General features: G+C 48.0%; 10 protein-coding genes and 3 rRNA genes. 12 read left to right on the top strand and 1 reads right to left on the bottom strand.

Annotated features, from left to right (window positions below):
- Nucleotides 1-61: 61 nt before the first annotated feature.
- From folB to ACR1R9_RS26930, 7 genes are all read left to right on the top strand, one after another.
- Nucleotides 62-424, top strand: coding sequence for a dihydroneopterin aldolase (gene folB, locus ACR1R9_RS26960; protein WP_053778905.1), 363 nt, complete (start codon nt 62-64; stop codon nt 422-424).
- Between the two features lie 9 nt (nt 425-433).
- Entirely contained in the window at nt 434-982 is a 549-nt protein-coding gene (gene folK / locus ACR1R9_RS26955) for a 2-amino-4-hydroxy-6-hydroxymethyldihydropteridine diphosphokinase (RefSeq protein ID WP_024633743.1), read from the top strand.
- Nucleotides 934-1,137 (top strand): helix-turn-helix domain-containing protein, encoded by a 204-nt coding sequence (locus ACR1R9_RS26950; protein ID WP_053778903.1) that lies wholly within the window; start codon nt 934-936, stop codon nt 1,135-1,137. The genes folK and ACR1R9_RS26950 overlap by 49 nt, the downstream gene beginning before the upstream one ends.
- A gap of 113 nt (nt 1,138-1,250) precedes the next feature.
- Nucleotides 1,251-2,270, top strand: a complete 1,020-nt coding sequence (dusB, locus tag ACR1R9_RS26945) for a tRNA dihydrouridine synthase DusB (protein WP_076292136.1) — start codon at nt 1,251-1,253, stop codon at nt 2,268-2,270.
- A gap of 244 nt (nt 2,271-2,514) precedes the next feature.
- Nucleotides 2,515-2,991: a transcription elongation factor GreA gene (gene greA, locus ACR1R9_RS26940; protein ID WP_076292137.1), complete on the top strand. Its 477-nt coding sequence runs from the start codon at nt 2,515-2,517 to the stop codon at nt 2,989-2,991.
- A gap of 120 nt (nt 2,992-3,111) precedes the next feature.
- The gene (gene lysS / locus ACR1R9_RS26935; RefSeq protein ID WP_062329341.1) at nt 3,112-4,629 is read left to right on the top strand and encodes a lysine--tRNA ligase; all 1,518 of its coding nucleotides are present in this window, start codon (nt 3,112-3,114) and stop codon (nt 4,627-4,629) included.
- 189 nt (nt 4,630-4,818) lie between these two features.
- Entirely contained in the window at nt 4,819-6,156 is a 1,338-nt protein-coding gene (locus ACR1R9_RS26930) for a TrkH family potassium uptake protein (RefSeq protein ID WP_076292139.1), read from the top strand.
- A gap of 150 nt (nt 6,157-6,306) precedes the next feature.
- On the opposite strand, the gene ACR1R9_RS26925 is transcribed toward ACR1R9_RS26930, so the two are convergent.
- Entirely contained in the window at nt 6,307-6,906 is a 600-nt protein-coding gene (locus ACR1R9_RS26925; RefSeq protein WP_099859206.1) for a TetR/AcrR family transcriptional regulator, read from the bottom strand.
- A 77-nt stretch (nt 6,907-6,983) separates the two neighbouring features.
- Here ACR1R9_RS26925 and ACR1R9_RS26920 point away from each other — a divergent pair, with 77 nt between their 5' ends.
- From ACR1R9_RS26920 to guaB, 5 genes are all read left to right on the top strand, one after another.
- Nucleotides 6,984-7,541 (top strand): hypothetical protein, encoded by a 558-nt coding sequence (locus ACR1R9_RS26920; RefSeq protein WP_306555443.1) that lies wholly within the window; start codon nt 6,984-6,986, stop codon nt 7,539-7,541.
- Nucleotides 7,542-8,042: 501 nt separating this feature from the next.
- Nucleotides 8,043-9,594: ribosomal RNA gene (locus tag ACR1R9_RS26915) — 16S ribosomal RNA — on the top strand.
- 242 nt (nt 9,595-9,836) lie between these two features.
- A 23S ribosomal RNA gene (locus ACR1R9_RS26910) occupies nt 9,837-12,762 on the top strand.
- Between the two features lie 79 nt (nt 12,763-12,841).
- A 5S ribosomal RNA gene (gene rrf / locus ACR1R9_RS26905) occupies nt 12,842-12,958 on the top strand.
- Together the 16S, 23S and 5S rRNA genes form the textbook arrangement of a ribosomal RNA operon.
- Before the next feature lie 355 nt (nt 12,959-13,313).
- Nucleotides 13,314-14,771: an IMP dehydrogenase gene (gene guaB, locus ACR1R9_RS26900; RefSeq protein ID WP_024628817.1), complete on the top strand. Its 1,458-nt coding sequence runs from the start codon at nt 13,314-13,316 to the stop codon at nt 14,769-14,771.
- Nucleotides 14,772-15,062: the final 291 nt, after the last annotated feature.

The following is a 15,062-nucleotide window of genomic DNA, read 5'->3' as shown; positions in this document are numbered from 1 at the left end:
TTGGCAATAGGAACAAACATCGAACCGTGAATTCATTATATATAGAGGGCAGGCGGAACTTATGGATAGAATGGTAATGCATCGAATGGAGTATTACGGATATCACGGCGTATTTGCCGAGGAGCGGAAGCTAGGGGCGCGTTATTATATTGATCTGGAGATCGATATGGATCTGGGTGAAGCTGGGCGTAACGATGATTTGACCAAAACTATCAATTATGCGGAGATCCATGAGCTGGTAAAACAGATCGTTGAAAATAAATCATTCCAGTTAATTGAAGCTTTGGGCGAACATATTGCATCTTCTTTACTAGACACTTATACTATTATCAATGCATTGACAGTCAAGGTGACGAAGCCACATCCGCCTTTCGATATTCATTTTGGGGGCGTAACTGTAGAGCTTCGCCGCACAAGAAAGTGAGAACCGATCATGATTGCACATTCGACCTCTGAATCTTCAGAGGCTTATATTGCTTTAGGGGCTAATTTGGGTGACCGGGAACAGACCCTGCTTGAAGCGTTAACGTTACTGGATGCACATCCTCATATATCCGTCCTGCGCTGTTCTGCGCTGTATGAGACGGAGCCGGTAGGTTATGTGGACCAGCCAGCGTTTCTGAATATGGCTACTGCGGTACAGACTACACTTTTGCCGGAGCAGCTGCTCACGGAACTGCTGGATATTGAAACACGGCTTGGGCGGGTTCGTGATATCCGTTGGGGCCCTCGTACAGTCGATTTGGATCTGCTTTGGATGGATGGAGAGACGAGTGATACCGAACGGCTGCAACTGCCGCATCCACGGATGGGTGAACGGGCGTTTGTATTGGTGCCACTGGCTGACATCGTAACCGAAGATGAGCATTCAGGTTTGTATACCTTTGTACAATCATCGTTGTCTGTACTGGATGGAAAGGATGGAATACAGCTTTGGAAAACGTGCAATTGGCCAATCGAATCCGGGCTTTCCGGAAGCTGAAAGGTTTAACACAACAGGAACTCGCTGCTGAGACGGGCATATCGCTGGCCATTCTGGGTATGATTGAACGAGGCAACCGCAAAGTCGCTGAACGGGAGCTGAATCTAATTGCCGGGGTACTTTCGATCAGCATTGAGGAGTTACAGGGGAACTAAGGTCGCTTTTTACTAACAAGAAGATATCGTCATTATTCGTTTATTTTATACAAACTAGAACACATCCAGGATTCATGCAAGAGTCGGATTTAAAAAGGAGTGGAACGACTACCATGCTTAAAATTGGTGACATTGAAATGAAAAACCAGGTTGTACTTGCGCCGATGGCTGGCGTGTGTAATCCGGCTTTTCGTCTGATCGCAAAAGAATTCGGAACAGGCCTCGTATGTGCGGAGATGGTGAGTGGCAAAGCCATCGTGCATGGTAATAAGCGCACACGTGAAATGTTGTTTGTAGATGAGCGTGAGAAACCGCTGAGCCTGCAAATTTGGGGGGGAGACCGTCAAGCCCTCGTAGAAGCAGCCAAAATTGTGGACAAAGAAACCAATGCTGACATCATCGACATCAACATGGGATGCCCTGTGCCAAAAGTAACGAGCTGTGATGCAGGTGCACGCTGGTTGCTTGATCCGAACAAAATTTATGAAATGGTATCCGCTGTTGTGGATGCGGTAGATAAGCCAGTTACAGTCAAGATGCGGATCGGTTGGGATAACGAGCATATCTACGTGGTTGAGAATGCACTTGCGGTTGAACGCGCTGGCGGACAGGCGGTAAGTGTACACGGTCGTACACGTGAGCAGCTCTACACAGGTACAGCGGACTGGTCACACATCAAAAATGTAAAAGAGGCTGTCTCCATCCCAGTTATCGGGAACGGAGATGTATCTTCACCAGAAGATGCCCGTCGCATGTTGGATGAAACGGGTTGTGACGGAGTTATGATTGGTCGTGCCGCCCTGGGTAACCCATGGATGTTGTATCGGACCATTCAATACTTGAGTTCTGGCGAACTGCTTCCTGACCCGAATGGGGAAGAGAAGATTCGGGTTGCCATTTTGCATATGGACCGTCTGATTGCACTGAAGGGTGAAGCTGTTGCTGTTCGCGAGATGCGTAAACACCTGGCTTGGTATCTGAAAGGTCTCAAAGGATCTGCCCGCATCAAGGACGTTATTATGGAAGAAACCAAACGTGATGAGATGGTGCACATTCTGGAGAACTTTGTAGGCCAGCTGCATATTGAAGGCAATCTGGAGTCAGAACCGGCAGTAGCCGAAAATGCATCCTGATCTGCTGCTGTAAAACGTTTACAGCTATAGGGGGCGTAACATTGACTTTTCGAGACCGTTACCCTATAATTTCACAGTATAAATTCGCCATGTGCGTCATAAGGCTAGTGCATCAGGAGGAACGTTCTGTTTCTCTGGAGAACTTCATATAGTTTTGAAGATGTATGCGGGCGGAGCTCTGTAAACAGCACTGGTTCCGTTGCCGTGCAATCAAATTATTCCCATGACAGGAGAATCGGTTGAGATGAGCGATAAGGAAGTTATCCTTACACCAGAGGGACTTAAGAAGCTTGAAGAAGAACTGGAAATGCTGAAATCAGTGAAGCGCCGCGAAGTGGCTGAACGGATTAAGGTAGCCATCGGGTATGGAGATATTAGTGAAAACTCCGAATACGAAGACGCGAAGAACGAACAGGCTTTCATTGAAGGCCGCGTTATTACCTTGGAGAAATTGCTTCGGAACGCACGGATTATCAACAGCGACGAGATCGATACCGAAGCTGTAAGTGTGGGTGCAACAGTCACTGTAGAAGATCTGGAATTCGGTGATATCACGGAATATACGATTGTAGGTACTGCGGAGTCCAATCCGCTGCAAAACAAAATATCGAACGAAAGCCCTGTTGGTAAAGCCATCCTGGGTAAGAAAAAAGGTACGGTTGTTGATGTAAGTGTGCCTGCTGGCGTAATTCAATATAAAATTGTAGACATCAAAAAGTAATTAAGCAATGAAGCAGTCGGGTACGGAGACAAAAGCTTCCTTAGGGAAGCTTTTTTCAACATTTGAGGCAGAACACCTCTGAAGATGCCTGCAATGTAAATAAGGAGATGAATATAGATCATGACGGATGAAGTCTTGAATCAGGAAACCGAAACCGAACTAAGTGAGCTTTTACAAATTCGCCGCGACAAATTGGACGAGCTCCGCAAATTGGGGATCGACCCTTTTGGCCAAAAATACGTACGTACGGAAGAAGCCGGCTCCATTCTGAAGAAGTATGAAGAACTGACCAAGGAAGAGCTGGAAGAGAAGCACATCGAAGTCAGTATTGCCGGACGGATTATGGCGAAGCGGGGAATGGGTAAAGCGAGCTTTGCACATATTCAGGACCTGAGCGGCAGAATCCAGATCTATGTTCGTCAGGATACTGTACCGGAAGACAAATATGCCGCGTTCAGCCTGCTCGATCTCGGCGATATTGTAGGTGTATCTGGAGTAATCTTCAAAACCAAGACAGGCGAAACTTCGGTTAAGGTTCAGAATCTCGAAGTATTGTCCAAGTCACTTTACCCACTTCCAGATAAATATCATGGACTCGCGGATGTAGAGCTGCGTTACCGCCAGCGCTATGTTGACCTGATTATGAATCGTGAAGTGCAACAGACCTTCATTACTCGTTCCAAAATCATTCAATCCATGCGTCGTTACCTGGATTCATTGGGTTATCTGGAAGTGGAAACACCGACGCTGCACACCATCGCTGGTGGAGCTGCTGCGCGTCCATTCATCACGCATCATAATGCGCTTGATATGGAATTGTACATGCGGATTGCGATCGAGCTTCACTTGAAACGTCTAATTGTAGGCGGTCTGGAGAAGGTATATGAGATCGGCCGTGTATACCGTAATGAAGGGATGTCGACACGTCATAACCCTGAGTTCACGATGATTGAACTTTATGAGGCATATGCCGATTATCAGGATATTATGCGTTTGACTGAGAATCTTGTTGCTCACATCGCACAGGAAGTGCTTGGTACGCAAGTTATCCAATATGCAGACTATCAAGTGGATCTTACACCACAATGGCGCCGTGTAACGATGGTAGACGCGGTTAAGGAAGTTGTAGGCGTGGACTTCTCCGTGCATATGACGGACGAGGAAGCTCATCGTTTGGCGAAAGAACATAAGGTTCCGGTTGAAAAGCATATGACATTTGGTCATATTCTGAATGCATTCTTCGAACATTTTGTAGAAGAGACGTTGATTCAACCAACCTTTATCATGGGGCATCCGGTTGAGATTTCTCCGTTAGCGAAGAAGAGCGATGTAGATCCACGTTTCACGGACCGCTTCGAGCTGTTTATCGTTGGACGTGAGCATGCAAATGCATTTACGGAGCTGAATGATCCAATTGATCAACGTCAGCGTTTTGAGGCACAATTGCTGGAGAAAGAACACGGGAACGACGAAGCGCACGAAATGGATGATGATTTCATCCGTGCGCTCGAATATGGTATGCCACCAACAGGTGGACTGGGGATCGGTATCGACCGTCTGATCATGTTGTTGACCAACTCGCCGTCCATTCGTGACGTACTTCTCTTCCCGCATATGCGTCCTCGTACACAGGATTAAATAAGGAACGTTTAACTCGTTCATAATAGAAGAGGAACCTGCCGTTCAGTATGATGCTGGTGGCAAGTTCCTCTTTAGGTTTACATAGGCATCGAAGTGACAAATTACTCGAAACAACATGCCTGCCATGAATATATGACAGATCTTCTTCGCCTACCTGTATGTATTATGTTAAAAGAGGTGCCCTTCATGAAGTTTAGGCTTCACATTGCTAAATTCCTATCACCCCCACTGATTCTGGTTGGTGGTTTTATGCTTATTATCACGATCGGTACGATTCTGCTCATGCTACCTATCTCCAATCAAAGCGGTGAACATTTGGCGTTCATTGATGCGCTATTTACGTCTACCTCTGCCGCATGTGTGACCGGGCTGGTTGTTGTGGATGTAGGGACGACCTTCAACCTGTTTGGTCAAATCGTGATTATGGTGCTTATGCAGCTAGGTGGACTTGGCTTCATGACCATCGCAACGTTGTTTGCGTTAGTATTGGGTAAGAGAATCTCGCTTAAGGACAGGCTGCTGCTGAAAGAGGCTATCAACGCTGACAGTATGGAAGGCATTGTTCGCATTATCCGCAAGGTGCTAATTTTTTCGTTTACCATTGAAGGAGTGGCTGCTGTTATATTGGCACTACGCTGGGCAACGGAGATGCCTTTTTGGCAGGCGGTATACTATGGTGCTTTTCACTCGGTTTCATTATTTAACAATGGTGGTTTCGATCTGTTCGGCAACAGTTTTCAGTATTATACAGGGGACTGGTTGTTTAACCTGACAGCTTCCGTGCTGGTTGTATCGGGTGGACTCGGCTTTGTGGTGCTGAATGATTTATTTGAGTTCCGCAAGCGCCGTCGCTTGTCGTTGCAGTCCAAACTGGTGTTGTCCGTATCGGGTGCACTGATTGGTATCGGTGCAATTGTACTGTTTGTATTTGAGTTCACCAATGGGCACACACTGGCGTCTCTCAGTTGGAGCGAAAAGATCTACGCCTCGTTCTTCCAATCGGTCTCTACACGTTCGTCGGGTACGAGCACCATTGATATCACCCAGATGAGGCAGGCTACCCAGTTCTTCTTCATTCTGTTGATGTTCATTGGGGCATCTCCGGGATCAACTGGGGGTGGGATCAAGACGACAACGTTCCTGATCATGATTGGAGCGGTGTATGCCATGATTCGTGGCAATAAAGATATTGTATTTTTCCGTCAGCGTGTTCCGAAAGATTTGCTGATGAGAGCATTGACGATTATTATGGTTTCCTTGATCATATTCATGGTTGTGGTAATGCTATTACTTACAACAGAGGATGCGCCGTTCCTTTCACTTATGTTTGAAGCGGCCTCGGCGATTGGGACAGTAGGTCTGTCGGTGGGAGTAACGCATGAATTAACGGTATGGGGAAAAGTGATTATCGCCTTCACGATGTTTATCGGACGTATTGGACCACTCACCATTGCATATGCGCTTCGTCCTCGTAAAGAGAAGAAGCTGTATCGCCATCCGGAGGGCCGGATTATTATTGGATAAAAAGAAAAACCGTCACGTATCTAGGATTAACCCTATTATGGAATAGGTTAGTCCCAATTGATGCATGACGGTTTTTTTGTTTCATAGAAGCAATTACTCGTCTCCTTCTGGTACGAAGGATAGAGCTGTATTTAATTTTGTGACCGAATGTTATTCTGCATCCCGGCATAACGTTGCAAGATGCGTGGTAAGGATATTCTCCATAATCTTGGTGTTCATCTGGTCAGGACGAAGAATCGCATGAATTCCCAAACCGTCGACCAGTGCGTATAGGCGTTCAATTTCCAACTCCTTATCGAGGTCTGTACGGGAGAGATTGAGCTCCATCAGATAGGTGATAACTGTAGCCATCGCGTGTCTGAGTTCATCATAGACTTTGTCGGCATGCACTTTGAGAACGGGCTCATTCTTGGACTTGGCTGTAAAAGCGTACCACACCTCCATTTCGGCCCTTTTTTCATCCGTACTTGGCAAGAGTTCTAACAACAGAAGCTTCATATTCTCCAAAGGGGACGCATCAAACGACATCTGTGTGATTCGATTCGATACCCGTTCGGACACCAGATTCATTGCGTATAGGAGTAGTTCTGATTGGGTTGAAAAGTAGTGGCGCATAGACCCGGCCGATATTCCTGCTTCTAACGCAATATTTCGAACGGAGGCCTGCTCCATGCCATCTCTTCGGATGACACGCCAAGCCGCTTCGGCTACGAGCAGACGTTGTTTATCATGATCAACTATTTTAGGCATAAAAGGATTATATCATTGTTGATTATTATAATACAAACGTGTTAAATTGAATTTAATACATTTGTGTTATAAAAGGAGTGGATCATTTGATTGCCTATTTTATTATTGGATGTGAGATTGCCTTTTGGGTATTTGTCGCTGCAGGTCTGAGTGTGCGTTATCTGCTTGGCATGAAACGGACAGGGATCGCGCTGTTAATGGCAACGCCCATTGTGGATGTTCTTCTTATGGTAGCGACGGTGATGGATCTTCAACGGGGTGCTACGGCAAGTATGGTTCATGGCATTGCAGCTATATATATAGGTGTAAGTATTGCCTATGGTCATCAGATGATCGCTTGGGCTGATCGTTATTTTCTGTATTGGTTTAAGGGTGGCGATAATCCTCGGAGCAGCAAGGTTTACGGCAGTGAGCATGCAAGTCGTGAAAGAGTGGGATGGCTTAGACATCTATTGGCTTGGGGCATAGGTAGCTTGTTCTTGCTCGCGATGATCTGGTGGATTGGGGATGCGGAGCGTACTGCGGCATTTTCTAATCTCATAAGAGTATGGGGAATCATACTGGGGATCGATTTTATAATCAGCTTCAGTTATAGCTTATGGCCGCGAAAGATGCCTGTGGAGAAAGTGAAGTAACATATAGTGGATAGGGCGGGAGGATCATGCGGATTATCTATGGAGGACAGGTGATCCGCATGTTCTGGGAAGAGAGTGGATAATAATTGATGCAACCTTAAATAAGCCAGGCTTTAGGTGAATAGCTATACGAGAGACAAAATATATATTATTGAAAATAAAGCTTGCAATCGAAATCTGTACATGGTATATTCTAATTCCGGCCAAGAAAACACGAGAAACACGGTGCGGCAAGCGAAACAAATAAGCTTCGAAAGAAACTTAAAAAAAGAGCTTGCAAAGTTGGTTCGGATGTGATAAGATATAAAAGTTGCTGAGGTGAACAACACGCGGCAATGAAACAAGTTTGATCTTTGAAAACTGAACAACGAGTGAGTAAACATTCTGCTTGCAGAATGAACGTGAAAGTTAGAGACAAGTCTTGGCTTGGATCGACTGGAGCAACAATGAGATTTTTAATCTCGTCAGTTTCAAAATGAGCTTATCGCTCTTTTCAATACTTTATTGGAGAGTTTGATCCTGGCTCAGGACGAACGCTGGCGGCATGCCTAATACATGCAAGTCGAGCGGACTTGAAGAGAAGCTTGCTTCTCTGATGGTTAGCGGCGGACGGGTGAGTAACACGTAGGCAACCTGCCCTCAAGCTTGGGACAACTACCGGAAACGGTAGCTAATACCGAATAGTTGTTTTCTTCTCCTGAAGAGAACTGGAAAGACGGAGCAATCTGTCACTTGGGGATGGGCCTGCGGCGCATTAGCTAGTTGGTGGGGTAACGGCTCACCAAGGCGACGATGCGTAGCCGACCTGAGAGGGTGATCGGCCACACTGGGACTGAGACACGGCCCAGACTCCTACGGGAGGCAGCAGTAGGGAATCTTCCGCAATGGGCGAAAGCCTGACGGAGCAATGCCGCGTGAGTGATGAAGGTTTTCGGATCGTAAAGCTCTGTTGCCAGGGAAGAACGCTTGGGAGAGTAACTGCTCTCAAGGTGACGGTACCTGAGAAGAAAGCCCCGGCTAACTACGTGCCAGCAGCCGCGGTAATACGTAGGGGGCAAGCGTTGTCCGGAATTATTGGGCGTAAAGCGCGCGCAGGCGGTCATTTAAGTCTGGTGTTTAATCCCGGGGCTCAACCCCGGATCGCACTGGAAACTGGGTGACTTGAGTGCAGAAGAGGAGAGTGGAATTCCACGTGTAGCGGTGAAATGCGTAGATATGTGGAGGAACACCAGTGGCGAAGGCGACTCTCTGGGCTGTAACTGACGCTGAGGCGCGAAAGCGTGGGGAGCAAACAGGATTAGATACCCTGGTAGTCCGCGCCGTAAACGATGAGTGCTAGGTGTTAGGGGTTTCGATACCCTTGGTGCCGAAGTTAACACATTAAGCACTCCGCCTGGGGAGTACGGTCGCAAGACTGAAACTCAAAGGAATTGACGGGGACCCGCACAAGCAGTGGAGTATGTGGTTTAATTCGAAGCAACGCGAAGAACCTTACCAGGTCTTGACATCCCTCTGATCGGTACAGAGATGTATCTTTCCTTCGGGACAGAGGAGACAGGTGGTGCATGGTTGTCGTCAGCTCGTGTCGTGAGATGTTGGGTTAAGTCCCGCAACGAGCGCAACCCTTGATCTTAGTTGCCAGCATTTCGGATGGGCACTCTAAGGTGACTGCCGGTGACAAACCGGAGGAAGGTGGGGATGACGTCAAATCATCATGCCCCTTATGACCTGGGCTACACACGTACTACAATGGCCGGTACAACGGGCTGTGAAGCCGCGAGGTGGAACGAATCCTAAAAAGCCGGTCTCAGTTCGGATTGCAGGCTGCAACTCGCCTGCATGAAGTCGGAATTGCTAGTAATCGCGGATCAGCATGCCGCGGTGAATACGTTCCCGGGTCTTGTACACACCGCCCGTCACACCACGAGAGTTTATAACACCCGAAGTCGGTGGGGTAACCGCAAGGAGCCAGCCGCCGAAGGTGGGATAGATGATTGGGGTGAAGTCGTAACAAGGTAGCCGTATCGGAAGGTGCGGCTGGATCACCTCCTTTCTATGGAGAATCGTTTCCCGAGTGGAAACATTCAAATACGCAGCTTAGCTGCAAAAACTACTCACTCGTTGCTCAGTTTTGAGAGCTCAAACTCTCAAAACAGCTTGCTTTTGCATGGAGCTTGTTCTTTGAAAACTAGATATCGAAACGAAAATTGCGAATTAGAACATTCCTTTTTAAGCTGAACTTGTGTAAACAAGTTTCAATAAAACGGTAGATTGCATTTGCTCCTTGGAGCAATTGGTTAAGCTACTAAGAGCACACGGAGGATGCCTAGGCGCTAGGAGCCGATGAAGGACGTGGCGAACAACGAAACTGCCTCGGGGAGCTGTAAGCAAGCTTTGATCCGGGGGTGTCCGAATGGGGAAACCCAGCTGGGGTAATTTCCAGTTACTCATAACTGAATACATAGGTTATGTAGAGGCATACCAGGGGAACTGAAACATCTAAGTACCTTGAGGAAGAGAAAACAATAGTGATTCCGTCAGTAGCGGCGAGCGAACGCGGAGAAGCCCAAACCAGAGAGCTTGCTCTTTGGGGTTGTGGGACATCTCACATGGAGTTACAAAGGAGCCGGTTAAACGAAGAGGTCTGGAAAGGCCCGCCAAAGAAGGTAAAAGCCCTGTACTTGAAAGTCTGCTCTCTCCGAGATGTATCCCGAGTAGTGCGGGGCACGTGAAACCCCGTATGAATCCGGCAGGACCATCTGCCAAGGCTAAATACTTCCTAGCGACCGATAGTGAAGCAGTACCGTGAGGGAAAGGTGAAAAGCACCCCGGAAGGGGAGTGAAATAGAACCTGAAACCGTGTGCTTACAAAAAGTCAGAGCCCGTTTTAGGGGTGATGGCGTGCCTTTTGTAGAATGAACCGGCGAGTTACGTTCCCGTGCAAGGTTAAGGTGAAGAGCCGGAGCCGCAGCGAAAGCGAGTCTGAATAGGGCGAATTAGTACGTGGACGTAGACCCGAAACCGGGTGATCTACCCCTGTCCAGGGTGAAGGTGCGGTAACACGCACTGGAGGCCCGAACCCACGCACGTTGAAAAGTGCGGGGATGAGGTGGGGGTAGCGGAGAAATTCCAATCGAACTCGGAGATAGCTGGTTCTCCCCGAAATAGCTTTAGGGCTAGCCTCGGAAAACAGAGTCGTGGAGGTAGAGCACTGATTGGGTGCGGGGCCCGCAAGGGTTACCAAGCTCAGTCAAACTCCGAATGCCATAGACTTACTTCCGGGAGTCAGACAGTGAGTGCTAAGATCCATTGTCAAAAGGGAAACAGCCCAGACCATCAGCTAAGGTCCCCAAGTGTGTGTTAAGTGGGAAAGGATGTGGAGTTGCACAGACAACCAGGATGTTGGCTTAGAAGCAGCCACCATTGAAAGAGTGCGTAATAGCTCACTGGTCGAGTGACTCTGCGCCGAAAATGTAACGGGGCTAAACACACCACCGAAGCTATGGCTTGATGCTTTGCATCAGGGGTAGGGGAGCGTTGTATAAGGGTTGAAGGTGTACCGTAAGGAGCGCTGGACATTATACAAGTGAGAATGCCGGTATGAGTAACGAAAAGATCAGTGAGAATCTGATCCGCCGAAAGCCTAAGGGTTCCTGAGGAAGGCTCGTCCGCTCAGGGTAAGTCGGGACCTAAGGCGAGGCCGAAAGGCGTAGTCGAAGGACAACAGGTCGAAATTCCTGTACCACCGTAAGCCGTTATGAGCAATGGGGGGACGCAGCAGGGTAGTGACGCGGACTGATGGATGTCCGTCTAAGCAGTGAGGCTGATGTGTAGGCAAATCCGCACATCGTAAGGCTGGACTGTGATGGGGAGCGAAAATTATAGTAGCGAAGGTCATGATCTCACACTGCCAAGAAAAGCCTCTAGCCAGGTGATGGTGCCCGTACCGCAAACCGACACAGGTAGGCGAGAAGAGAATTCTAAGGCGCGCGGAAGAACTCTCGTTAAGGAACTCGGCAAAATGACCCCGTAACTTCGGGAGAAGGGGTGCCCCGGTAGTGTGAATAGCACGAGGGGGCCGCAGTGAAAAGGCCCAAGCGACTGTTTAGCAAAAACACAGGTCTGTGCGAAGCCGTAAGGCGAAGTATACGGGCTGACGCCTGCCCGGTGCTGGAAGGTTAAGGGGAGCGGTTAGGAGCAATCCGAAGCTGTGAACCGAAGCCCCAGTAAACGGCGGCCGTAACTATAACGGTCCTAAGGTAGCGAAATTCCTTGTCAGGTAAATTCTGACCCGCACGAATGGCGTAACGACTTGGGCGCTGTCTCAACGAGAGATCCGGTGAAATTTTAATACCTGTGAAGATGCAGGTTACCCGCGACAAGACGGAAAGACCCCATGGAGCTTTACTGCAGCTTGATATTGAATTTGGGTACGATCTGTACAGGATAGGTGGGAGCCTTTGAAGCATGAGCGCCAGCTTGTGTGGAGGCACCGTTGGGATACCACCCTGATCGTATCTAGGTTCTAACCTGGTACCGTAATCCGGTGCGGGGACAGTGTCAGGTGGGCAGTTTGACTGGGGCGGTCGCCTCCTAAAGAGTAACGGAGGCGCCCAAAGGTTCCCTCAGAATGGTTGGAAATCATTCGAAGAGTGCAAAGGCATAAGGGAGCTTGACTGCGAGACCTACAAGTCGAGCAGGGACGAAAGTCGGGCTTAGTGATCCGGTGGTACCGCATGGAAGGGCCATCGCTCAACGGATAAAAGCTACCCTGGGGATAACAGGCTTATCTCCCCCAAGAGTCCACATCGACGGGGAGGTTTGGCACCTCGATGTCGGCTCATCGCATCCTGGGGCTGAAGTAGGTCCCAAGGGTTGGGCTGTTCGCCCATTAAAGCGGTACGCGAGCTGGGTTCAGAACGTCGTGAGACAGTTCGGTCCCTATCTGTCGTGGGCGTAGGAAATTTGAGAGGAGCTGTCCTTAGTACGAGAGGACCGGGATGGACGTACCGCTGGTGTACCAGTTGTTCCGCCAGGAGCACCGCTGGGTAGCTATGTACGGAAGGGATAAGCGCTGAAAGCATCTAAGCGTGAAGCCCCCCTCAAGATGAGATTTCCCAGTATGTAAGACCCCTTGAAGACGACGAGGTAGATAGGCTGGGGGTGGAAGTGCAGCAATGCATGGAGCTGACCAGTACTAATCGGTCGAGGGCTTATCCAATATGCACGTTGTAAATCGCACATTTCGTTTCGGATCTAGTTTTCAGAGAATAAACTCTGAATGTAAGCTAAGCTATGCGTTTGGTGGCGATGGCGGAGGGGTTCCACACGTACCCATCCCGAACACGACCGTTAAGCCCTCTAGCGCCGATGGTACTTGGACCGCAGGGTCCTGGGAGAGTAGGACGCCGCCAAGCAAAGAACCACTGCCGATGTTATTCGGTGGTGGTTTTTATTTGTTTATAAGCAAAAATGCAGGATTAGCTATTAGTTTAGAGACATTGCACTAAATGATTTAACATAGATAAGCGCCACTTGATATGAGTGGCGTTTTATATAAATAAAATGAACCTGTCCGTATGACAAATACAGTTGTATGCATCAGGCAATACACCTAATATAACCAGGGAGTTTCCCTTGACAGTCTAAATAACGCTTTGCTAAGATGGCAATAATAAATTTTTCAGAAAACGTATTTTCGGCATTAAATACAGCCTGAGATCTTCGGGTTTTGGACCGTAAAGCTGAGCAAACATAAGGAGGAACGCCCGCGTGTGGGAAGATAAATTTGGTAAGGAAGGTTTCACCTTCGACGATGTACTGCTGGTGCCACGGAAATCCGAGACACTGCCTAAAGAAGTGGACGTATCTGTTCGTTTGAGTGACAGCGTAAAACTGAATATTCCTTTGATTAGTGCTGGTATGGATACTGTTACTGAAGCGACATTGGCTATTGCCATTGCCCGTGAAGGTGGTATTGGTATCATCCATAAAAATATGTCTGTTGAGCAGCAAGCGGAGGAAGTGGATCGGGTTAAGCGCTCGGAGAGTGGTGTTATTACCAACCCGTTCTCACTGACAGCGGAACATCTGGTTTCTGATGCAGAGTCGGTTATGGCGAAATATCGCATTTCCGGTGTACCGATTGTTGAAGGAGATCAAAAGCTTGTTGGTATTCTGACAAACCGTGACTTGCGTTTCATCCACGACTTCTCCATTAAAATTAGCGAAGTTATGACTCGTGAGAATTTGGTTACTGCGCCTGTAGGTACTACGCTGCAAGAAGCAGAAGGCATTCTCCAGAAGCATAAAATTGAGAAACTTCCATTAGTAGATGAGTCCAACACACTGAAAGGTCTCATTACTATTAAAGATATCGAAAAAGCAATCCAATTCCCTAACGCAGCTAAAGATGCACAAGGACGTTTGCTGGTTGGAGCAGCGATTGGGATTTCCAAAGACACCTTTGAACGTGCTGATGCATTGGTTCAAGCTGGTGTGGATCTGATTACGGTAGACTCGGCACACGGACATCACATTAACATCATTGATGCGGTTCGTCAGCTGCGCGAACGTTTCCCGAATCTGACCATTGTTGCAGGTAACGTTGCTACTGGCGATGCGACCCGTGAATTGATCGAAGCTGGGGCGTCCGTTGTCAAAGTGGGAATTGGTCCAGGTTCCATCTGTACAACTCGTGTAATTGCTGGTATTGGTGTTCCTCAAGTTACAGCAGTATACGATTGTGCAAATGTAGCACGTGAATATGGCGTACCAATCATTGCTGACGGTGGTATCAAGTACTCTGGTGAGATTACTAAGGCTCTTGCTGCAGGTGCTCATGCAGTCATGCTGGGAAGCTTGTTTGCAGGTACGGCAGAAAGCCCGGGAGAAACGGAAATCTTCCAAGGACGTAGCTACAAAGTTTACCGCGGTATGGGTTCAATGGCTGCGATGAAACAAGGAAGTAAAGATCGTTACTTCCAGGATGATGACAAGAAACTGGTTCCGGAAGGAATTGAGGGACGTGTTGCTTACAAAGGTCCTTTGTCTGATACGATTCATCAGTTGATTGGTGGTCTACGCTCAGGTATGGGATACTGTGGTACAAGCAGTTTGGAGCAGCTTCGTAACAACACTCAGTTTATTCGTATTACAGGCGCGGGGCTTCGTGAAAGCCATCCGCATGATGTACAGATTACGAAAGAAGCTCCTAACTACTCGTTGTAATCTGAATTGTGTTAATTATTTCCAGGGCAGGCTTGGCGATTTTCGCCGGGCCTGTCTTTTTTTGCGGATACCCCTGTGATAGAATAGAACAAGCGGTGATGATCCTTTAATGGATTAGGGCGTTGCGGCGGTTTTTTGACGTGAGTCTATGAAACTGTTTCCGACAATGAATTTTAAGTGATAAAAAAGGTTGAAGGTTGCCCAGCGAAAAAGAAGCGCGGACGTCCTTTTACATAAGCATTTCATTTAATGCTAACTAAGTGACAATCGATTCGAACTTTAGGAGCAATG

Origin of the sequence: Paenibacillus taichungensis (assembly GCF_050994985.1) — a bacterium.
Classification (GTDB): Bacteria; Bacillota; Bacilli; order Paenibacillales; family Paenibacillaceae; genus Paenibacillus; species Paenibacillus taichungensis.
This window is presented reverse-complemented; position numbering and strand designations above follow the sequence as displayed.

Excerpts from the sequence above, each read along its gene's own strand:
- folB (WP_053778905.1), top strand. The coding sequence starts at position 62 with ATGGATAGAATGGTAATGCATCGAATGGAGTATTACGGATATCACGGC.
- folK (WP_024633743.1), top strand. The coding sequence starts at position 434 with ATGATTGCACATTCGACCTCTGAATCTTCAGAGGCTTATATTGCTTTA.
- dusB (WP_076292136.1), top strand. The coding sequence starts at position 1,251 with ATGCTTAAAATTGGTGACATTGAAATGAAAAACCAGGTTGTACTTGCG.
- greA (WP_076292137.1), top strand. The coding sequence starts at position 2,515 with ATGAGCGATAAGGAAGTTATCCTTACACCAGAGGGACTTAAGAAGCTT.
- lysS (WP_062329341.1), top strand. The coding sequence starts at position 3,112 with ATGACGGATGAAGTCTTGAATCAGGAAACCGAAACCGAACTAAGTGAG.
- ACR1R9_RS26930 (WP_076292139.1), top strand. The coding sequence starts at position 4,819 with ATGAAGTTTAGGCTTCACATTGCTAAATTCCTATCACCCCCACTGATT.
- ACR1R9_RS26925 (WP_099859206.1), bottom strand. The coding sequence starts at position 6,906 with ATGCCTAAAATAGTTGATCATGATAAACAACGTCTGCTCGTAGCCGAA.